The 20,074-nt window shown below is 71.0% G+C and carries 19 protein-coding genes; 2 read left to right on the top strand and 17 right to left on the bottom strand.

All coding sequences use genetic code 11. The features are described from left to right. Positions 1–10 precede the first annotated feature (10 nt). The 5 genes from rpsD to AB0G32_RS20660 form a co-directional block, all read right to left on the bottom strand. Positions 11–625, bottom strand: coding sequence for a 30S ribosomal protein S4 (gene rpsD, locus AB0G32_RS20680; RefSeq protein ID WP_361164899.1), 615 nt, complete (start codon positions 623–625; stop codon positions 11–13). A 301-nt stretch (positions 626–926) separates the two neighbouring features. After that, positions 927–2,282 carry a replication-associated recombination protein A gene (locus AB0G32_RS20675; RefSeq protein ID WP_361164896.1) on the bottom strand — a complete coding sequence of 452 codons (1,356 nt, stop codon included), beginning with the start codon at positions 2,280–2,282 and terminating at the stop codon, positions 927–929. Between the two features lie 44 nt (positions 2,283–2,326). Beyond that, positions 2,327–2,986, bottom strand: coding sequence for a vitamin K epoxide reductase family protein (locus tag AB0G32_RS20670; RefSeq protein ID WP_361164893.1), 660 nt, complete (start codon positions 2,984–2,986; stop codon positions 2,327–2,329). 147 nt (positions 2,987–3,133) lie between these two features. After that, positions 3,134–4,396 carry a histidine--tRNA ligase gene (hisS, locus tag AB0G32_RS20665; RefSeq protein ID WP_361164890.1) on the bottom strand — a complete coding sequence of 421 codons (1,263 nt, stop codon included), beginning with the start codon at positions 4,394–4,396 and terminating at the stop codon, positions 3,134–3,136. A 13-nt stretch (positions 4,397–4,409) separates the two neighbouring features. Beyond that, entirely contained in the window at positions 4,410–5,120 is a 711-nt protein-coding gene (locus AB0G32_RS20660) for an MBL fold metallo-hydrolase (protein ID WP_361164887.1), read from the bottom strand. A 180-nt stretch (positions 5,121–5,300) separates the two neighbouring features. Between AB0G32_RS20660 and AB0G32_RS20655 the strand changes: the two genes are divergently transcribed. Together AB0G32_RS20655 and AB0G32_RS20650 are read left to right on the top strand one after the other, a co-directional pair. Continuing rightward, on the top strand, positions 5,301–6,119 hold the full coding sequence (locus AB0G32_RS20655; protein WP_361164884.1) for a peptidylprolyl isomerase: 819 nt from the start codon (positions 5,301–5,303) through the stop codon (positions 6,117–6,119). A 135-nt stretch (positions 6,120–6,254) separates the two neighbouring features. Further along, entirely contained in the window at positions 6,255–7,484 is a 1,230-nt protein-coding gene (locus AB0G32_RS20650) for a DUF349 domain-containing protein (RefSeq protein ID WP_361164881.1), read from the top strand. 102 nt (positions 7,485–7,586) lie between these two features. Here AB0G32_RS20650 and relA read toward each other — a convergent pair whose 3' ends face one another. The 12 genes from relA to AB0G32_RS20590 all read right to left on the bottom strand — a co-directional run bounded on the left by relA (position 7,587) and on the right by AB0G32_RS20590 (position 19,960). After that, on the bottom strand, positions 7,587–10,124 hold the full coding sequence (gene relA / locus AB0G32_RS20645) for a GTP pyrophosphokinase (RefSeq protein WP_361164878.1): 2,538 nt from the start codon (positions 10,122–10,124) through the stop codon (positions 7,587–7,589). 191 nt (positions 10,125–10,315) lie between these two features. Further along, complete coding sequence (locus AB0G32_RS20640; RefSeq protein WP_361164875.1) at positions 10,316–10,858, bottom strand: adenine phosphoribosyltransferase; 543 nt, start codon at positions 10,856–10,858, stop codon at positions 10,316–10,318. Then, a complete protein-coding gene (secF, locus tag AB0G32_RS20635) occupies positions 10,855–11,985 on the bottom strand; it encodes a protein translocase subunit SecF (protein WP_361164872.1) in 1,131 nt (376 codons plus the stop codon). The genes AB0G32_RS20640 and secF overlap by 4 nt, the downstream gene beginning before the upstream one ends. Before the next feature lie 3 nt (positions 11,986–11,988). Further along, complete coding sequence (secD, locus tag AB0G32_RS20630) at positions 11,989–13,788, bottom strand: protein translocase subunit SecD (protein WP_361164869.1); 1,800 nt, start codon at positions 13,786–13,788, stop codon at positions 11,989–11,991. Positions 13,789–13,917: 129 nt separating this feature from the next. Continuing rightward, positions 13,918–14,454 carry a preprotein translocase subunit YajC gene (yajC, locus tag AB0G32_RS20625; protein ID WP_361164866.1) on the bottom strand — a complete coding sequence of 179 codons (537 nt, stop codon included), beginning with the start codon at positions 14,452–14,454 and terminating at the stop codon, positions 13,918–13,920. A 175-nt stretch (positions 14,455–14,629) separates the two neighbouring features. Beyond that, positions 14,630–15,700: a Holliday junction branch migration DNA helicase RuvB gene (gene ruvB / locus AB0G32_RS20620; RefSeq protein WP_361164863.1), complete on the bottom strand. Its 1,071-nt coding sequence runs from the start codon at positions 15,698–15,700 to the stop codon at positions 14,630–14,632. A gap of 28 nt (positions 15,701–15,728) precedes the next feature. After that, complete coding sequence (gene ruvA / locus AB0G32_RS20615) at positions 15,729–16,334, bottom strand: Holliday junction branch migration protein RuvA (protein ID WP_361164860.1); 606 nt, start codon at positions 16,332–16,334, stop codon at positions 15,729–15,731. Further along, positions 16,331–16,879: a crossover junction endodeoxyribonuclease RuvC gene (gene ruvC, locus AB0G32_RS20610; protein WP_361164858.1), complete on the bottom strand. Its 549-nt coding sequence runs from the start codon at positions 16,877–16,879 to the stop codon at positions 16,331–16,333. Before ruvC ends, ruvA begins: the two co-directional genes overlap by 4 nt. A gap of 106 nt (positions 16,880–16,985) precedes the next feature. Continuing rightward, positions 16,986–17,738: a YebC/PmpR family DNA-binding transcriptional regulator gene (locus tag AB0G32_RS20605; protein WP_361164855.1), complete on the bottom strand. Its 753-nt coding sequence runs from the start codon at positions 17,736–17,738 to the stop codon at positions 16,986–16,988. A 49-nt stretch (positions 17,739–17,787) separates the two neighbouring features. Further along, positions 17,788–18,393 carry a pyridoxal 5'-phosphate synthase glutaminase subunit PdxT gene (gene pdxT / locus AB0G32_RS20600; protein WP_361164852.1) on the bottom strand — a complete coding sequence of 202 codons (606 nt, stop codon included), beginning with the start codon at positions 18,391–18,393 and terminating at the stop codon, positions 17,788–17,790. Beyond that, on the bottom strand, positions 18,393–19,304 hold the full coding sequence (gene pdxS, locus AB0G32_RS20595; protein ID WP_361164849.1) for a pyridoxal 5'-phosphate synthase lyase subunit PdxS: 912 nt from the start codon (positions 19,302–19,304) through the stop codon (positions 18,393–18,395). Before pdxS ends, pdxT begins: the two co-directional genes overlap by 1 nt. 113 nt (positions 19,305–19,417) lie before the next feature. Next, positions 19,418–19,960 carry a hypothetical protein gene (locus AB0G32_RS20590; RefSeq protein WP_361164846.1) on the bottom strand — a complete coding sequence of 181 codons (543 nt, stop codon included), beginning with the start codon at positions 19,958–19,960 and terminating at the stop codon, positions 19,418–19,420. Between the last annotated feature and the right edge of the window lie 114 nt (positions 19,961–20,074).

The following is a 20,074-nucleotide window of genomic DNA, read 5'->3' as shown; positions in this document are numbered from 1 at the left end:
CCGGCTGGGATCAGCGGGCGTAGTACTCGACGACGAGCTGCTCGTCGCAGATCACCGGGATCTCCTTGCGGTTCGGCTCACGGTCCAGGCGGAACGCCAGGGCCTTGAGGTTCACCTGGAGGTAACGCGGGGTCTCGCCGTCGGGGGCGAAGCCACCCTCCCGCGCGACCTGGAACAGCGTCTTCTCCTTGGAGCGGTCGCGGACCTGCACGACGTCGTCGGGACGGACGCGGAAGGACGGCTTGTCGACCTTCTGGCCGTTGACCGCGATGTGGCCGTGCACGACCATCTGGCGGGCCTGGTAGATCGTGCGGGCGATGCCCGAGCGCAGGACCAGCGCGTCGAGGCGGCGCTCCAGCTCCACGATCAGGGCCTCACCGGTCTTGCCCTGGACCTTGGAGGCACGGTCGTAGGCGCGCACGAGCTGACGCTCGGAGACGTCGTACTGGGCACGCAGCCGCTGCTTCTCCAGCAGCCGGACCTTGTAGTCCGAGTTCTGCTTGCGGCCGCGGCCGTGCTCACCCGGCGGGTAGGGGCGGGCCTCGAAGTACTTGACGGCCTTCGGCGTCAGCGCGATGCCGAGGGCACGCGACTTCTTGACCTTGGGGCGGGACTGGTTCGCCACTGTCTCTCATTCCGTAGTGTCGGCTTGTCAGGGTTGAGGGAGGTCGCATCCGCAGCCGGGGAAACCCTCCTGGTCCGCGAACGGACTTCGGTGGGCAGCCGCTCCCCTGTACTGGGCACATACGTGCAGCACACGAGTGGCCCACCGACCGGCCCCGTCGTACGCGTACGAGGGTGGTGGTGGGCTGCCCGCGACACCGATGGACGGTGCGCGACGCTCCTGGAGCCCCCGAGGGGGTTCCGGCCGGGTGTCCCGCTCTGACGGCACGGGACTCGGCACTCCGGCTGAGTTTACAGGGTGTTCAGGGCCGCTTTCGACCGAGGTGCTGCCTGGTCCATTCCACGGCGTCCGCGTACCGCGCCTCGGCGCCGTGCCGGGTCGGGGTGTAGTACTCGCGGTCCTTCAGGGCGTCCGGGGCGTACTGCTGGGGTGCGATGCCCTCGGGCAGGTCGTGCGGGTAGACGTACCCCTGGCCGTGGCCGAGCTTGCCCGCGCCCTGGTAGTGGCTGTCGCGCAGATGGGCGGGGACGGTGCCGGCGTGCCCCTTGCGTACGTCGTCCAGGGCGGCGCCGATCGCGGTGGTCGCGGCGTTGGACTTGGGCGCCAGGGCGAGGGCGATGGTGGCGTGGCTGAGGGTGAGCGCGGCCTCGGGGAAGCCGATCATGGCGACGGCCTGGGCGGCGGCGACCGCGATCGGCAGGGCACCGGGATCGGCCAGGCCGATGTCCTCGCTGGCGGAGATCATCAGCCGGCGGGCGATGAACCGGGGGTCCTCGCCGGCCTCGATCATCCGGGCCAGGTAGTGCAGCGCGGCGTCCACGTCGGAGCCGCGGATCGACTTGATCAGGGCGCTGGCGACGTCGTAGTGCTGGTCGCCGTCGCGGTCGTACTTGACCGCCGCCCGGTCGACCGTCTCCTCCAGCGTGGCCAGCGCGATCTCGCTCTCGCCCTTGTCCAGGGCGGCGCCGGCGGCGGCCTCCAGGGCGGTCAGCGCGCGGCGGGCGTCGCCGCCGGCGATGCGCAGCAGGTGGTCCTCGGTGTCCGCGGGGAGGGCGACGGCGCTCTTCAGGCCCCGGTCGGCGGCGACCGCCCGGCGCAGCAGGCCGCGCACGTCGTCGTCGGTGAGGGGTTCGAGGGTGAGCAGGAGGGAGCGGGAGAGGAGGGGGGAGATGATGGAGAAGTACGGGTTCTCGGTGGTCGCGGCGATCAGCGTCACCCAGCGGTTCTCCACGGCCGGCAGGAGGGAGTCCTGCTGTGCCTTGCTGAAGCGGTGGATCTCGTCGAGGAAGAGCACGGTCTCCTTGCCGTACCCGCCGACCGCGCGGCGGGCGCCGTCGATGACCGCGCGGACCTCCTTGACGCCCGCGGTGATCGCCGACAGTTCCACGAACCGCTTGTTGGTGGCCTTGGAGACGACGTACGCCAGGGTGGTCTTCCCGGTGCCGGGCGGGCCCCAGAGGATCACCGAGGAGGGGCCGGCCGGGCCGGACGCGCCCTCGCCGACCAGGCGGCGCAGCGGGGAGCCCGGCTTCAGCAGGTGCTGCTGGCCCACCACCTCGTCGAGGACGCGCGGGCGCATCCGGACGGCCAGGGGGCTGCCGGCGGGGTCCTTCTCCTGGCGCTCTTCGGCGGCGGCGGTGAACAGATCGGGCTCCACACTCCGAACCCTAAATCACGGCACTGACAACGCGGCGGGCGCCGTCAGCTGGTCCAGAAGTCCCACCAGCGGGTCAGGATCAGCATGCCGATGATGCCGATGTGCAGCACCGGCAGCACCCAGGTGAACTCGCCGAAGAAGCCGCGCAGCCAGCCCGGCCCGGGCAGGAAGCCCTTGCGCACGTTGAAGCTGGTCACATACCAGAACATGACGATCGTGGCGACCCAGGCCAGCGAGCACCACAGGCACAGCGCGCCGATCCGGTACAGGGACTGGAACTGCAGCCAGGTGCAGAAGCCCACGCCGAACAGGGTGCCCGCGTTGAAGGTGAGCCAGTACCAGCGCGGGAAGCGGGCCCGCGCCAGCAGGCTCATGCCGACGCAGATCACGATGGCGTAGGCGGCCAGGCCGAGCATCGGGTTGGGGAAGCCGAAGGCGGCCGCCTGGTCGCTCTCCATGACGCTGCCGCAGGAGACCACCGGGTTCAGGCTGCACCCGGGCGTGAAGGTGGTGCCGGCGACCTTGGCCTCGAGCAGCTTGAACTTGTCGATCGTGATGACCCACGCGGCGAGCAGTCCGGCCGCGCCGGTGATCACCAGCAGCACGGCGAAGGCGCGGCTGCCGCCTTCGCGGTGCGGAGAACCGACGGGTTCCGCCGAGGGTTCGGGCTCCGTGGAGACGTCCTTGACTGTCGTCTTGCTCATCCGCCGATTCCGTCACTAGAGACACGGGCTTGCTTCGGGCACGGCCATTGTGCCGCACCCGCCGGGTCCGGCACCGTTCGGTACGCATAAGGAAGCCACAGCACAGGTGATCGGAGAGGGCCCCGCACGCGGGGCCCTCCCGGGCGGTCAGCCGAGCCGGGACTCCAGCTCGGCCACGATCTCGTTGACGCCGATCGCGCTCTGCTCGCCGGACTCCATGTCCTTGAGCTGGACGACACCCTCGGCGAGGTCGCGTTCGCCGGCCACGATGGTGTAGCGGGCGCCGCTGCGGTTGGCGTTCTTCATGGCGCCCTTGAGTCCCTTGCCGCCGTAGGCGAAGTCGGCGGCGACGCCGTTCTTGCGCAATTCGGTGACCTTGGCGAACAGGACCCGGCGGGCCTCCTCGCCGAGCGGTACGGCGAAGACGGAGGTGGCGGCCGGGAGGTCGAGTTCGACGCCCTCCGCCTCCAGGGCGAGGACCGTGCGGTCGACGCCGAGGGCCCAGCCGACGGACGGCAGCGCCGGGCCGCCGATCATCTCGGAGAGGCCGTCGTAGCGGCCGCCGCCGCCCACCGCGGACTGGGAACCCAGCCCGTCGTGCACGAACTCGAAGGTGGTGCGCGTGTAGTAGTCCAGGCCGCGCACCAGCTTCGGGTCGTCCTCGAAGACGACGCCCGCCGCGGTGACCAGTTCGCGGACCTCCTCGTGGTACGCCTTGCAGGCGTCGCACAGGTAGTCGCGCAGCAGGGGGGCGTCGGTGAGCTGCTTCTGCACCTCGGGGCGCTTGTCGTCCAGGACCCGCAGCGGGTTGATGTCGGCCCGGCGCAGGGTGTCCTCGTCGAGGTCCAGGCCGCGCAGGAACTCCTGGAGGGCGGCCCGGTAGACGGGGCGGCACTCCTTGTCGCCCAGGGAGTTGAGCAGGATACGGAAGTCCCGCAGGCCCAGCGAGCGGTACGCCTGGTCGGCCAGGATGATCAGCTCGGCGTCCAGGGCCGGGTCCTCCGCGCCGATCGCCTCGGCGCCGACCTGCGAGAAGTGGCGGTAACGGCCCTTCTGCGGGCGCTCGTAGCGGTAGTAGGAGCCCGAGTACCAGAGTTTGACCGGGAGGTTGCCCGCCTTGTGCAGGTTGGCCTCCAGGGCGGCGCGCAGTACGGAGGCGGTGCCCTCGGGGCGCAGGGCGAGCCTGTCGCCGCCCTTGGTCTCGAAGGCGTACATCTCCTTGGTGACGATGTCGGTGGACTCGCCGACCCCGCGGGCGAACAGCTCGACGTTCTCGAAGCCGGGGGTCTCGATGTAGCCGTAGCCGGAGTCGCGCAGCGGGGCCGCGATCGCCTCGCGGACCGCCAGGTACTTGGCGGAGTCCGGCGGGGTCAGGTCGTAGGTGCCCTTGGGGGCCTTGAAGGTGCTCACGGGAGGTCTCTCGTCACATTCCTCGTCGGGGAGCCGGCTGCCGCGCTCCCTGGCCGGGAGCCGCCTGCCGCAGATACGGGTTGGCGGCGCGCTCCTGGCCGATGGTCGTCTGGGGGCCGTGTCCGGACAGCACCACGGTCGTGTCGTCGAGCGGCAGGACCACGCGGGCCAGGGACTCGAGCAGATCGGTCATGGAGCCACCGGGCAGGTCGGTGCGTCCGATGGAGCCGGCGAACAGCAGGTCGCCCGAGAACAGCACGGGCGGGATGTCCGCCGCCTCGGGCAGGCCGAAGGTCACCGACCCCTTGGTATGGCCCGGCGCGTGCGCGACGGTCAGCTCCAGGCCGGCCAGCTCCAGCTTCGCGCCGTCGGCCAGCTCCCGGACGTCGTCCGGCTCCCCCACGCTCAGCTCGCCCATCAGCGGCATCCCGATGGACCGGCCGAGCCCCTTCTCGGGGTCGCTCATCATGTAGCGGTCGGCCGGGTGGATCCAGGCGGGCACGCCGCTCGCGCCGCACACCGGGACGACCGAGGCCACGTGGTCGATGTGGCCGTGGGTGAGGACGACGGCGACCGGCTTGAGCCGGTGCTTCTTCAGCGCTTCCTCGACGCCCTGAGCGGCCTGGTGGCCGGGGTCGATGATCACGCACTCCTCCCCGGCGGCCGGGGCGACGAGGTAGCAGTTCGTCCCCCAGGCTCCGGCGGGGAACCCGGCAATGAGCACGATCGTCCTTCGTTGTGTCGATTCGGGTGGCTTGTGAGCGCGCTGCGCCCGTGGTCAGAGCCTACCGGCGGTGCCGATTCCTCAGCGAACCCATATACGGTACGGGGCTAACGCAGGCGGTCGGCCCACGAGCACGCACGCGTACCGGTCGGCACACGAAGACGCATAGGAGACAACCCGGTGGTCAGCCAGGAACAGCGGCGGCGTCAGCTCGCCCGGGAGAAGTTCTTGCGGCAGCAGCAGCGGCGTACGACCGCGCGACGCAAGGCGCGGGTGCGGAACTCGGTGATCGCGTCGGTGCTCGGAGTGGTGCTGGTGGGCAGCCTCGCGCTGTACACGACCGGCACGCTCAAGGGCGACGACGACAAGGAGACCGCGAGCGCGGAGGCGTCGCCCACCGCGTCGGCGTCCAAGGCCGCCGATCCGTGCGACAAGGCCGCGGCGGGCAAGGTCGCGACCAAGACGTGGAAGAAGGAGCCGGCGATGTCCATCGACAAGTCGGCGGACTACACCATGACGCTGGACACGACGTGCGGCGCGATAGACATCGCCCTGAAGACGGCGGCGGCGCCGCACACGGTGAACTCGTTCAACTTCCTGGCGGCCAAGGGCTTCTTCGACCACTCCAAGTGCCACCGGCTCACCACCAGCGGCATCTACGTGCTCCAGTGCGGCGACCCGACCGGGCAGGGCACCGGCGGTCCCGGTTACACGATCCCGGACGAGAACCTGAAGGACAAAAGCCTGAAGGACAACATCTACCCGGCGGGCACGGTCGCGATGGCCAACACCGGCACCGCGGACACCGGCGGCAGCCAGTTCTTCCTGGTGTACCAGGACAGTGAGCTGCCGCCCAGCTACACACCGTTCGGGACCATCTCGGACGCCGGCATGAAGGTGCTCAAGAAGATCGCCGCCGCAGGTGAGAGCACCGGAGCCGGGGACGGGGCGCCGAACGCGACGGTCGTGATCGACAAGGCCACCGTCGCGAAATCCTGACCGTCGGCCGCCGAATTTCGGTCGTGCGGGATGCGGACAGGTCACCTGCCGTTCGCCTATGTTGGCGGTGACGAAACTGTGGACGATGCCCGGGGGTGGGAAAGCCCTCCGCAGGCATCATGTGGAGGAGGCGCTGTGAGCAGCGACCCGTGGGGCCGCGTCGACGAGACGGGGACCGTGTACGTGCGTACGGCCGACGGCGAGCAGGTCGTCGGTTCCTGGCAGGCCGGCTCCCCCGAGGAGGCGCTGGCCTACTTCGAGCGCAAGTACGAGGGCCTGGTGGTCGAGATCGGCCTCCTCGAGAAGCGGGTGCGGACCACCGACCTGTCGGCGAAGGACGCCCAGGCCGCGATCGGGCATCTGCGCGAGCAGGTCGACGCGCACCACGCGGTCGGCGACCTGAACGCGCTCCGGGAGCGGCTGGACAAGCTCGTGGAGCTGGTGGAGACCCGCCGCGAGGAGCGCAAGGCGCAGCGGGCCAAGCAGTCCGACGAGGCCCGCCACGCCAAGGAGGCCCTGGTCACCGAGGCCGAGGAACTGGCCGTGTCCGACCAGTGGCGGGCGGCCGGCGAACGGCTGCGGGCGCTGGTGGACACCTGGAAGGGGCTGCCGCGTCTTGACCGCAAGTCCGACGACGAGCTGTGGCACCGCTTCTCGCACGCGCGGTCGGCGTTCTCCAAGCGGCGCAAGCAGCACTTCGCGCAGCTGGACGCGCAGCGCGAGGAGGCCCGCCGCACCAAGGAGCGGCTGGTCGGCGAGGCCGAGGCGCTGTCCGGTTCGACGGACTGGGGTCCGACGGCCGCGCGGTACCGCGAGCTGATGGCCGAGTGGAAGGCGGCGGGCCGCGCCCAGCGCGAGCACGAGGACGATCTGTGGAACCGCTTCCGCGGCGCCCAGGACGTCTTCTTCGCCGCGCGCAGCTCAGTCTTCGCCGAGCGGGACGCCGAGCAGACCGAGAACCTCAAGCTCAAGGAGGAGCTGGCCGAGGAGGCCGAGAAGCTCCTGCCGATCACGGATCTGAAGGCGGCCCGCGCCGCGTTCCGTGCGGTCAACGAGCGCTGGGAGGCCATCGGGCACGTGCCGCGGGACGCCCGGCCGAAGGTCGAGGGCCGGATGCACGCGGTCGAGCGGGCGCTCCAGGACGCCGAGGAGACCGAGTGGCGCCGGACCAACCCGGAGGCACGCGCGCGTGCCGAGGGTCTGACCGGTCAGCTCCAGGCCGCCGTGGACAAGCTGCGCGGCCAGATCGAGACGGCCCGCGCGCAGGGCAACAACGCCCGCGCCGACAAGCTCCAGCGCGAGCTCGACGGCCGCCAGGCCCTCCTCGACCAGGCCCTGAAGGGGCTCCAGGAGTTCGGCGGCTGACCCGGAACGCCACGAAAGGGGCTCCCGTACGCACCGTACGGGAGCCCCTTTCGGGTATGTCCGTGGTCTGTCCGTGGTCTGTCCGTGGTACGTCCGGGCGGCCTACGACGGCCTGCGCGCCGACGTCACCCGGTACACGTCGTAGACGCCCTCCACGCCGCGTACGGCCTTCAGGACGTGTCCGAGGTGCTTCGGGTCGCCCATCTCGAAGGTGAAGCGGGAGGTGGCGACCCGGTCGCGGGAGGTCTGGACGGCCGCGGAGAGGATGTTGACGTGCTGGTCGGACAGGACCCGGGTGACGTCCGACAGGAGGCGGGACCGGTCCAGGGCCTCGACCTGGATGGCGACCAGGAAGACCGAGGACTGGGTGGGCGCCCACTCGACCTCCAGGATGCGCTCGGGCTCGCGGGAGAGCGAGTCCACGTTGACGCAGTCGCTGCGGTGCACGGAGACGCCGCTGCCCCGGGTGACGAAGCCGATGATCGGATCGCCGGGGACAGGCGTGCAACATCGGGCGAGCTTGACCCAGACGTCGTCGACGCCCTTGACCACCACGCCCGGATCGGCGTTGCTGCGCCGCTTGCGGCCGCGGCCCCGGGACGGCGGTACCGCCTCGTCGATCTCCTCGGTGGCCGCCTCCTCGCCGCCGAGCGCCTGGACCAGTTTCTGCACGATGTTCTGCGCGGAGACATGGCCCTCGCCGATCGCCGCGTACAGCGCGGAGATGTCGGAGTAGCGCATCTCGTGCGCGAGGGTGACCAGGGAGTCGCCGGTCAGGATGCGCTGGATGGGGAGGTTCTGCTTGCGCATGGCGCGGACGATGGCGTCCTTGCCCTGCTCGATGGCCTCGTCGCGGCGCTCCTTGGAGAACCAGGCGCGGATCTTGTTGCGGGCGCGCGGTGACTTGACGAAGCCGAGCCAGTCGCGGGAGGGGCCGGCGCCGGGGGCCTTGGAGGTGAAGACCTCGACCAGGTCGCCGTTGTCCAGAGTGGATTCCAGCGGCACCAGGCGGCCGTTGACCCGGGCTCCTATGGTGCGGTGGCCGACCTCGGTGTGGACGGCGTAGGAGAAGTCGACGGGGGTGGCGCCCGCCGGGAGCGCTATGACGTCGCCCTTGGGGGTGAAGACGAAGACCTCGTTGCGGGACAGGTCGAAGCGCAGCGACTCCAGGAACTCGCCGGGGTCCTCGGTCTCCTTCTGCCAGTCCAGCAGCTGGCGCAGCCACGCCATGTCGTTGAGGTGGTCGTCCTTGCCGGTGGTCCTCGGCTGGTCCGAGCGCACCTTGGAGGCGCCGGCCACGGCCTCCTGCTTGTACTTCCAGTGCGCGGCGATGCCGTACTCGGCGCGGCGGTGCATGTCGAAGGTGCGGATCTGGAGCTCGACCGGCTTGCCGCTGGGCCCGATGACCGTCGTGTGCAGCGACTGGTACATGTTGAACTTGGGCATCGCGATGTAGTCCTTGAACCGCCCCGGAACCGGGTTCCAGCGGGCGTGCACCGTGCCGAGCGCCGCGTAGCAGTCGCGGACGGTGTCCACCAGGACGCGGATGCCCACCAGGTCGTAGATCTCCGCGAAGTCCCGGCCGCGGACGATCATCTTCTGGTAGACGCTGTAGTAGTGCTTGGGGCGGCCGGTGACGGTCGCCTTGATGCGGGCGGCGCGCAGGTCCTGCTGGACCTCGTCGGTGACGACCGCCAGGTACTCGTCGCGCTTGGGGGCGCGCTCGGCGACCAGCCGGACGATCTCGTCGTACATCTTGGGGTAGAGGATCGCGAAGGCGAGGTCCTCCAGCTCCCACTTGATGGTGTTCATGCCCAGCCGGTGGGCGAGCGGCGCGTAGATCTCCAGGGTCTCGCGCGCCTTCTTCTCCTGCTTCTCGCGCTTGAGGTAGCGCATGGTGCGCATGTTGTGCAGCCGGTCGGCGAGCTTGATGACCAGGACGCGGGGGTCCTTGGCCATCGCGACGACCATCTTGCGCACCGTCTCGGCCTGCGCCGCCTCGCCGAACTTGACCTTGTCCAGCTTGGTGACGCCGTCCACCAGGAGGGCGACGACGTCGCCGAAGTCGCGGCGCAGGTCGTCCAGGCCGTACTCGGTGTCCTCGACCGTGTCGTGCAGCAGCCCGGCCATCAGGGTGGCCGGGTCCATGCCCAGCTCGGCGAGGATGGTGGTGACGGCGAGCGGGTGGGTGATGTACGGGTCGCCGCTCTTGCGCTTCTGGCCGCGGTGCCAGCGCTCGGCGACCTGGTAGGCGCGCTCGATCTGGCGCAAAGTCGCCGTTTCGATCTTGGGGTCGTTGCCGCGGACTATGCGCAGCAGCGGCTCGAGGACCGGGTTGTAGGGGTTGGCGCGCTGCACGCCGAGACGGGCCAGCCGGGCCCGGACCCGGTTCGAGGAGCCGGTGCGGGCGCTCTGGCCGGCGGGCGGGCGGACCACCGGCGCGTTCCGGGTGTGCTCCGGGGGTGCGGGCTTGGGGTGTCCCTGCTGCTCGGCCGGCTTGTCGACGGGCGCGGACTGGGTGTGCTGGAGCGTCCCGCGGGTGTCGTTGGTCGCGTGCGGCGCGGTGGGCGCGGGCTTGGCCGCGGGCGCCGAGGCGGACTCGGGCTTGGCGGCGGTCAGTGGCTGGGCCTCGTCTGGCAAGAGGACTCCTCGTGCGCGATCCGGGTCCCCCGGTCAGGCTCCGGAAACCCCATGGTAGCCATCCTGGGTCGCAGGATCGCCTTCAGGCCGTTGTGAGACCCGTCTACCGGAGAAACGCCTGGGGCGGACGCCGGATTCCGCCGGGCCCGCCCCTTCCGTGTCGTGCCGGTGTCCGGCCGGCCGCGCCGCGGTTATCCGACGGTGAGCAGCGCGTGCAGCGGGGCGCCGTCCAGGGCCGGTGCCAGGCGGGCGCGTCCGTTCAGGAAGGCCAGCTCCATCAGGACCGCGACGCCCGCGGTGCGTGCCCCGGCCCGGCGGATCAGCTGGAGCGACGCCTCAGCCGTGCCGCCGGTGGCCAGCACGTCGTCGACGACCAGGACCCGGTCGTCGGCGTCGAGGTCCTCGGCGTGGATCTCGATCTCGGCCGAGCCGTACTCCAGGTCGTACGTCTGGGCGAGGGTGGCTCCGGGGAGCTTGCCCGCCTTGCGTACGGGGATGAAGCCGAGGCCGGCCCGGACGGCGACCGGGGCGCCCAGGATGAAGCCCCGGGCCTCCAGGCCGACCACCTTGGTGGCGCCGGTGTCCTTGGCGATGCCCGCGAGGGCGTCGGTGAGGGCGCCGAACGCCTCCGGGTCGGCCAGCAGCGGGGTGATGTCCTTGAACATCACGCCCGGCTCCGGGTAGTCCGCCACGTCCCGGATGCGGCTGAGCAGCAGCTCGGTCAGGGCGGTCATCGGCGCTTCCCCGAGGGTCGGCCGCGGCCCCGGCCCCGGGACGCGGGCTGGTTGCGGGGCCCGACGACCGCGGGGGCGGCGTCCTCGGGCTCGTCGCCGTCCTCGTCGGCGTACCGCTCGTCAACGACCGCGTTCTCCGGCGGCTCGCCCTTGGCGGCGGCCTGGGCGCGCTTGGCCAGGACACGCTTCTTGAGCGCCTTCATCTGCGGCTCGCGCTCCTTGAGGTCGGCGACGAGCGGCGTGGCGATGAAGATCGACGAGTACGCGCCGGCCGCGAGGCCGACGAACAGCGACAGCGAGATGTCGTTGAGCATGCCGGCGCCGAGCACGCCGCCACCGATGAAGAGCAGGCCGGCCACCGGCAGCAGCGCGACCACGGTGGTGTTGATGGAGCGGACCAGGGTGCTGTTGATCGACCGGTTGGCGATCTCGGCGTAGGTCCAGCGGGTCTGCTTGGTGACGCCTCGCGACTGTTCCTTGAGGCTGTCGAAGACGACCACCGTGTCGTACAGCGAGTAGCCGAGGATGGTCAGCAGACCGATCACCGTGCCCGGGGTGACCTCGAAGCCGACCAGGGCGTAGATGCCGACCGTGATGGTGATGTCGTGGATCAGCGCGACGAAGGCGGCCAGTGCCATCCGCCACTCGAAGGCGATCGCCAGGTAGATCACCACCAGGACCAGGAAGATGCCCAGGCCCTGCCACGCCTTGTTGGCGATCTGGTCACCCCAGCTGGGGCCGACCAGCTCGGCGTTGATCTGCTCGGCGTCGACCTTCAGGTCCTTGGACAGCTCTTTCTTGATCTGGTCCGACTTGTCGGTGTCGATGCCGGCGATCTGGATGCGCATGCTGCCGTCGCCGAGCTGCTGCACGATCGCGTCGTGGCCGGAGGCCGCCTCCGCCTGCTCCTCGGCCTGCGAGACCGAGGCGCTGATGTTCTTCGGGGTGGTGAAGACGGCACCGCCCTGGAACTCGATGCCCATGTGCAGGCCGCGCACCGACAGGCCGACGATGGCCGTGATGGTGATCAGGATCGAGATGCCGTACCAGATCTTGCGGTTCTTGACGAAGTCGTAGCCGACCTCGCCGTGGTGCAGTCGGGCGCCGAGCTCGCCGAGTTTCGACATCTCTCACGCCTCCTTCGGGTCGACAGGGCCGGCGGGACGGGCGGGGCGGCGCGTGCTGCGCAGCGGCGGCTTGGCCCCGAGGCTCTTCGGGTCGAGCCCGGACCACTTGTGGCCGCTCGCGAAGAACTTGCGGCGGGCCATCAGCGTCAGCAGCGGCTTGGTGAAGAGGAACACGACCACCACGTCGAGCAGGGTGGTCAGACCGAGCGTGAACGCGAAGCCCTGGACCTTGCCGACGGAGACGATGAAGAGCACCGCGGCGGCCAGGAACGACACGAAGTCGGAGACCAGGATGGTGCGCCGGGCGCGCGGCCAGCCCCGCTCGACGGCCGGGCGCAGCGAGCGGCCCTCGCGGATCTCGTCCCGGACCCGTTCGAAGTAGACGATGAACGAGTCCGCCGTGATGCCGATGGCGACGATGGCCCCGCAGACGGCCGGCAGGTTCAGCGCGAAGCCGATGGTCGGGCCGAGCAGCGCCATGATCACGTAGGTCAGGATGCCGGAGATCAGCAGCGAGGCGAGGGCGATGAACGACAGGCCCCGGTAGTAGAACAGCAGGTAGAGCACGACCAGCAGGAGTCCGATGCCGCCGGCGATCAGTCCGGCCTGCAGCTGGTCACCGCCGAGCGCGGCGGTGACGGTGGTGACGCTGTCCTCCTTGAAGCTCAACGGGAGGGCGCCGTAGGACAGCATGTTGGCGAGGCTCTGGGCCTCCTCCTGCGTGAAGCTGCCGGAGATCTCCGCGCTGCCGCCGGTCAGCGCCTGGCTGACGTACGGGTCGGAGACGACCTCGTTGTCCAGGACGATCGCGAACTGGTTCTGCGGGGACTGGTTCTGCGCCAGCGTGCCGGTGATGTCCGCGAACTTCTTGGTGCCGGCCTTGGTGAAGTCCATCGTGACGGTCCAGCCGGCGGCGGTCTGGGTGTTGAAGACCGCGGAGGCGTCGTCGACGTCGGTGCCGTCGACCTCGGCGGGGCCGAGCACGTACTTCTGCCACTGGCCCTGCGAGTTCTGGCCGCAGGCGACCATGGACTCGTCGTCCTTGGCGCCGTCACCGGCCTTGGCGCGCTGCGCCGCGTCGGTGCAGTCCAGCGCGGTGTACGCGGCCTGGAGGGCGGTGTCCTCGGCGGAGGCGGTGTCCTCGGCGGAGGCGCTGGCACTGGCACTGGCGCTCGGGGACGCGGAGTCGGAGGCGGTCGCCGAGGGGCTGTCGTCGGCCTTCAGGGCCTCGGTGACCGCGCGGCCCTGCGAGGTGGCGGACGCCGACGCGCTGTCGGAGGGCGACGCGCTCTCGTCCCCGTCGGTGGCCTTCTCGGAGGCGCTGTCGGAGGGGCTCGCCGACGCGGAGGCGCTGTCGGAGGCGCTCGCCGAGGGGCTGGCCGTGGCGGCGGCGCCGGAGACCTCGGTGGCGAGCACCGGACGGAAGTAGAGCTTGGCGGTGGTGCCGACCTGCTCCCGGGCTTCCTCCGAGTTCGTCCCCTTGGGGATGTTGACGATGATGTTCCGGTCGCCCTGGGTCTGTACCTCGGCCTCGGAGACACCCAGACCATTGACACGGCGTTCCATGATCTCGACCGCGGTGTCCATGTTGGTCTTGTTGATCGCGGATTCCTGGCCGGGCTCCGATTCGGCCCGGAGCGTGATGCTCGTGCCGCCGGCCAGGTCGATACCGAGACGCGGAGTGGTGTGCCCGGAGGCGAACATCCCTCCGGTGAGCGCCACGATGGCGATCAGGATCAGGGCCAGCGAGCGCCCCGGCTTGCTCTGGGCGCTCGCGTTCCGGCCCTTTTTAGGTGCTGCCACCTTCTCGTACTCCCTCTCGGGCCGCCTCGCGCACCGGTGCGCCGACGGCCATGACATGGTGTCGGGATCCCGTGGGAACCGCGCATGTCCGAGGGCGCGCGGGCCCGGCCCACGCGCCCCGGGGCACGGTTACTTCGCCTCGGAGTCGTCCTCGGACTTCTTCGGCTGCTCGGCCGGCTTCGTCTCGGCCGGCTTCGCCTCGGCGGGCGCGGCGTTCTCGGCGGGCGCGGCGTCCTGGGCGGGCTCGTCGGCCGCGTCCTTCTTGCCGAGCTCGATCTTGCCGCCGGAGGCGTCGGGGGCGACGGCCGCGTCGGAGTCGTCGGACTCCGTGAGGGAGGAGGCGTCGTCCGGGACGAGGTCCTCGTCGGACTTCAGGTCGTGCTCGATGCCGTGGACGATGCGGTTGTACTCGTCGTCGGTCAGCACGGCGCCGATCGAGTTCTTGGCGAAGAGCAGCTCGACGCCCGGACCGGCGTCGATGAGGACCGTGTCGTCGGTGACCTCCTTGACCGTGCCGTACATGCCCCCGATGGTGCGGACACCGGAGCCGGGCTGCATCTCGTTCCGCATGTTGGCGGCCTGCTGCTGCTTCTTCTTCGCCGACCGGGTCATCAGGAACATGGCCCCGATGAGCACGATGAACGGGAGGAGGGTCACGAGACTCACGGGTCGGTACTTCCTTCACACGACCGCGCTGTGAGCGGCCTGATGGTTGGGGGTGTGACACGCCGCCGACAAGGGCGGCATCGGCGGAGTCTAAGCGAGTCCGCGCGCAGGGAACAACGCACAGGATGGCACCGGGGTTCCCTGTCGGGCCAATGCCCTGGCCGTCACGGATGGGTCACGCCCCGAACAAGTCGCCTTGTCCGTTTCCCGAAGCGGCCCGGGTGGGCGGGGTGAGGCCGAGGTGCGCCCAGGCGGCGGGGGTGCCGATCCGGCCGCGCGGGGTGCGGGCCAGCAGGCCCTCGCGGACCAGGAACGGCTCGGCGACCTCCTCCACCGTCTCCCGCTCCTCCCCCACCGCGACGGCCAGCGTCGACAGCCCGACCGGACCGCCGCCGAACAGCTTCAGCAGGGCCTGCAGGACGGCCCGGTCGAGGCGGTCCAGGCCGCGGGCGTCGACCTCGTAGACGGCCAGCGCCGCCGCGGCGATGTCGCGGGTGATCACGCCGTCGGCCTTGACCTGGGCGTAGTCGCGGACCCGGCGCAGCAGGCGGTTGGCGATGCGGGGGGTGCCGCGGGAGCGGCCGGCGATCTCGGCGGCGCCGTCGGGGTCGATCTCGACGTCGAGCAGGCCGGCCGAGCGGTGGATCACGCGCCGCAGCTCGGCCGGCTCGTAGAACTCCATGTGCGCGGTGAAGCCGAAGCGGTCGCGCAGCGGGGGCGGCAGCAGGCCGGCCCGGGTGGTGGCGCCGACCAGGGTGAACGGGGGCAGCTCCAGGGGGATGGCGGTGGCGCCGGGGCCCTTGCCGACGATGACGTCGACGCGGAAGTCCTCCATCGCCATGTACAGCATCTCCTCGGCGGGCCGGGACATGCGGTGGATCTCGTCGAGGAAGAGCACCTCGCCCTCCTGGAGGGACGAGAGGATCGCGGCGAGGTCGCCGGCGTGCTGGATGGCGGGGCCCGAGGTGATCCGGATCGGGGCCTCCATCTCGGCCGCGATGATCATCGACAGGGTGGTCTTGCCGAGGCCGGGGGCGCCGGAGAGCAGCACGTGGTCGGCGGTGGCGCCGCGGGCGCGGGCGGCCCGCAGCACGAGGTCGAGCTGCTCGCGGACCTTCTCCTGGCCGATGAACTCGTCCAGGTCCTTGGGGCGCAGGGCGGCTTCGACGGCCTGGTCCTCGCCGTCGGCGGACGCGGCGACGAGCCGCTCGGCGGCGGGGTCGTCGGTCGTCTCGTCCCAGTTCATGTGGTGTGCCTCGGGGTTCGGTGGGGTTTCAGCGGGCGCGGTTCAGGGTCTGGAGGGCCGCCTTGAGGAGCTGTCCGACCTGGGGGGTGCCGCCCGCGGCCGCCGCCTGCGGGGCGACGGCGGTCACCGCCTCGTCGGCCTCGCGGGTGGCGTAGCCGAGGCCGATCAGGGCGGCGTGCAGCTGGTCGCGCCAGCCGGTGGAGACCGGGGCGCCGACGGCGGGGGCGCCGATCGGCTCGCCGAGCCGGTCCTTCAGTTCCAGCAGCAGCTTCTGGGCGCCCTTCTTGCCGATGCCGGGGACGGCGGTCAGCGCCTTCTCGTCGCCGGTGGAGACCGCTTGGCGCAGGGCGTCCGGGCGGTGCACGGCCAGCATGGCCTGGGCCAGGCGGGGGCCGACACCGCTGGCGGTCTGGAGCAGTTGGAACACCTGCCGCTCGTCGTCGTCGGCGAAGCCGTACAGGGTGAGCGAGTCCTCGCGGACCACCAGGGAGGTGGCGAGCCTGGCGGGCTTGCCGAGGCGGAGCGTGGCCAGCGTGTTCGGCGTGCACTGGACGGCCATGCCGACGCCGCCCACCTCGACCACCGCGGCGTCGGGGGCGAGAGCGGCGACCGTGCCGCTGACGAAGGCGATCATGCGGGGTGGCCTTTCGGTACGGGGCGGGCCGCGCGGGCGTGCTGGGCCACGGCCTGCTGGAGCCGGTGCTGCGCGGGGGCGCGCCAGATGTGGCAGATGGCGAGGGCGAGGGCATCGGCGGCGTCGGCGGGCTTCGGCGGGGCGGCGAGCCGCAGCAGCCGGGTGACCATGGCGCCGACCTGCGCCTTGTCGGCGCGTCCGGAGCCGGTGACGGCGGCCTTGACCTCGCTGGGGGTGTGCAGGGCGACCGGGATGCCGCGCCGGGAGGCGCACAGGATGGCGACCGCGCTGGCCTGGGCGGTGCCCATCACCGTGCGTACGTTGTGCTGGCTGAAGACGCGCTCCACCGCGACGTACTCCGGGCGGTGCTCGTCGAGCCACTGCTCGATGCCCTGTTCCACGGCGACCAGCCGGTGGCCGAGGTCCGCGTCGGCCGGGGTGCGCACGACACCGACGCCGATCATGGTCAGCGGGCGGCCGGCGACGCCTTCGACGACGCCGACTCCGCAGCGGGTCAGGCCCGGGTCGACCCCCAGTACGCGCACGTGACGCCCCTCCCATCGATCACCTGTTTGTGCAGGCTATCGGGTGCCACTGACAAAGCGGCGGGCCGACGGGGCGTGTCCCGTCGGCCCGCGGAGCCGGCGCGCGTTACGCGTCGACCTTCTCCATGACCTCGTCGCTGACGTCGAAGTTGGCGAAGACGTTCTGCACGTCGTCGCTGTCCTCGAGGGCGTCGATCAGCCGGAAGATCTTGCGCGCGCCGTCCTCGTCCAGCTCGATCTGCATGGTGGGGACGAAGTTGGCGTCCGCCGACTCGTAGTCGATGCCGGCGTCCTGGAGGGCGGTGCGGACCGCGACCAGGTCGGTGGCCTCGCTGAGCACCTCGTAGGTCTCGCCGAGGTCGTTGACCTCCTCGGCGCCCGCGTCCAGGACGGCGGCCAGGACGTCGTCCTCGCCCAGCTCGCCCTTGGGGACGATGACGACGCCCTTGCGGTTGAACAGGTACGACACCGAGCCGGGGTCGGCCATGGAGCCGCCGTTGCGGGTCATGGCGACGCGCACGTCGGAGGCGGCGCGGTTGCGGTTGTCGGTGAGGCACTCGATGAGCACCGCGACGCCGTTCGGCCCGTAACCCTCGTACATGATCGTCTCGTAGTCGGCGCCGCCGGCCTCCAGGCCGCCGCCGCGCTTGACCGCGGAGTCGATGTTCTTGTTCGGCACCGACTGCTTCTTGGCCTTCTGGATGGCGTCGTACAGCGTCGGGTTGCCCTCGATGTCGACGCCGCCCATCCGGGCCGCGACCTCGATGTTCTTGATCAGCTTCGCGAAGAGCTTGCCGCGCTTGGCATCGATCACGGCCTTCTTGTGCTTCGTCGTAGCCCATTTAGAGTGGCCGGACATCTGCCTGTCTCCTTCGCGTAACCCATCTACTGAACGAACCCCAGAGATCCTACAAGGCATCCACCGCGCCCCGGGCTCGCACCAGGTCGGTGAACAGGCGGTGCACGCGGTGGTCGCCGGTCAGTTCCGGGTGGAACGACGTGGCGAGCGCGTTGCCCTGGCGGACCGCGACGATGTGGCCGTCGTGCTCGGCCAGCACCTCGGCCGCCGCGCCGACGGATTCCACCCAGGGGGCACGGATGAAGACGCCCTCCACAGGATCGCCGTCGACACCCTCGACGTCGACCGCCGCTTCGAAGGACTCGTTCTGCCGGCCGAAGGCGTTGCGGCGCACGATCATGTCGATGCCGCCGATGGTCTCCTGGCCGGAGCGCGGGTCGAGGATCTTGTCGGCGAGCAGGATCATGCCCGCGCAGGTGCCGTAGACGGGCAGTCCGTCCCGCACGCGCGCGCGAAGGGGCTCCAGCACCCCGAAGAGGACGGCCAGCTTGGAGATGGTGGTGGACTCGCCGCCGGGCAGGACCAGGCCGTCGACCGCGGCGAGTTCACCGGGGCGCCGCACCGGCCGGGCCACGGCGCCGGCCGCGGTCAGCGCGGTGAGGTGCTCGCGGACGTCGCCCTGGAGGGCGAGCACCCCCACCACGGGTGCGGTCATCACCAGCCCCGGTTCGCGTAGCGCTCGGTCTCGGGCAGCACGTCGACGTTGATGCCGACCATGGCCTCGCCGAGGTCGCGGGAGGCGTCCGCGATGACCTTCGGGTCGTCGTAGAAGGTGGTCGCCTTGACGATGGCGGCGGCGCGCTTGGCCGGGTCGCCGGACTTGAAGATGCCGGAGCCGACGAAGACGCCCTCGGCGCCGAGCTGGCGCATCAGGGCGGCGTCGGCCGGGGTGGCGACCCCGCCGGCGGAGAACAGGACGACCGGGAGCTTGCCCAGTTCGGCCACCTCCTTGACCAGCTCGTAGGGGGCCCGCAGCTCCTTGGCGGCGGCGAACAGCTCGTGGTGGTCGTAGCCGCGCAGCCGGGCGATCTCGTTCTTGATCTGGCGCAGGTGGCGCACCGCCTCGACCACGTTGCCGGTGCCGGCCTCGCCCTTGGAGCGGATCATCGCGGCGCCCTCGGCGATGCGGCGCAGGGCCTCGCCCAGGTTGGTGGCGCCGCACACGAACGGGGTGGTGAAGGACCACTTGTCGGAGTGGTTGACCTCGTCGGCCGGGGTCAGTACCTCGGACTCGTCGATGTAGTCGACGCCGAGCGACTGGAGCACCTGGGCCTCGACGAAGTGGCCGATGCGGGACTTGGCCATCACCGGGATGGAGACCGCGCCGATGATGCCCTCGATCATGTCCGGGTCGGACATCCGGGCCACGCCGCCGTCCTTGCGGATGTCGGCCGGGACCCGCTCCAGGGCCATCACCGCGACGGCACCCGCGTCCTCGGCGATCTTCGCCTGCTCCGGGGTGACGACGTCCATGATGACGCCGCCCTTGAGCTGCTCGGCCATGCCGCGCTTCACGCGGGCGGTGCCGGTCTCGGAAGCCTGGTTCTCGGAGTGGGTGCTGGACACGGAGGACCTCGCTGAAGAAAGGAGAAGGTTTCGGCAGCACTGAGGAAACGTGAACGGAGCAGGCCACAGCAAGGGCCAATGGGAAGGCGGTGGATCGTTTTCGCGCGGGAGGCTCAGGCGGCCCGGTCGACCAGGGCGGCCGGCGGCTCGTCGTCCATCTCGAAGGCCAGCGGGAACGGGGCGTGGCCGGCCAGCCGGAACCAGCGGACCTTGCGGTGCTCGCGCAGCCGGCGCGCGGCGCCCACGGTGTCGTTGTGGAAGCGGCGGGCCATCGGCACCCGGCGTACCGCCTCGGTCAGCTCACCGGCCGCCGCCTCGCCGCCGGGGGCCTCCTTGAGAGCCTGCACCTGGGGCCGGTCGCCGAACACCGCCCGCAGCGCCTGGCTCAGCTCGCTCTCGGCGACCTCCCGCTGCTCCTCGTCGCTCTGCCGGGCGGCGTGCGCGGCCTCGTACAGGACGATCGAGGCGGCCGGGTCCAGGACGCCGGCGGTGGCCAGTTCCTGGGCGACGGAGGCGCGGCGCAGCAACTGGGCGTCCAGCGCGGCGCGGGCGGCGTCGATCCGGGCGTGCAGGCGGTCCAGGCGGCCCGCCGTCCAGCTCAGGTAGAGGCCGATCGCTACGAGGGCTACGGCGATCCAGATCAGGGTTGCGGTCACGCTGCGCCAACTTACCGTGCCCCTGGTCCGGCCCGGACGGCCTCGTCGTCAGACGCCGGACGGGCCGGCCGACCGGCCCCGGTTCGCGGGCCGGCCGGCCGCGAAGTGCCGCCG

The sequence above is a fragment of the Streptomyces sp. NPDC023723 genome, assembly GCF_040639815.1.
In the GTDB taxonomy this organism is placed as follows: Bacteria; Actinomycetota; Actinomycetes; order Streptomycetales; family Streptomycetaceae; genus Streptomyces.
The sequence above is the reverse complement of the archived record's forward strand: the minus strand, read 5'-3'. Positions and strand labels throughout refer to the sequence as shown.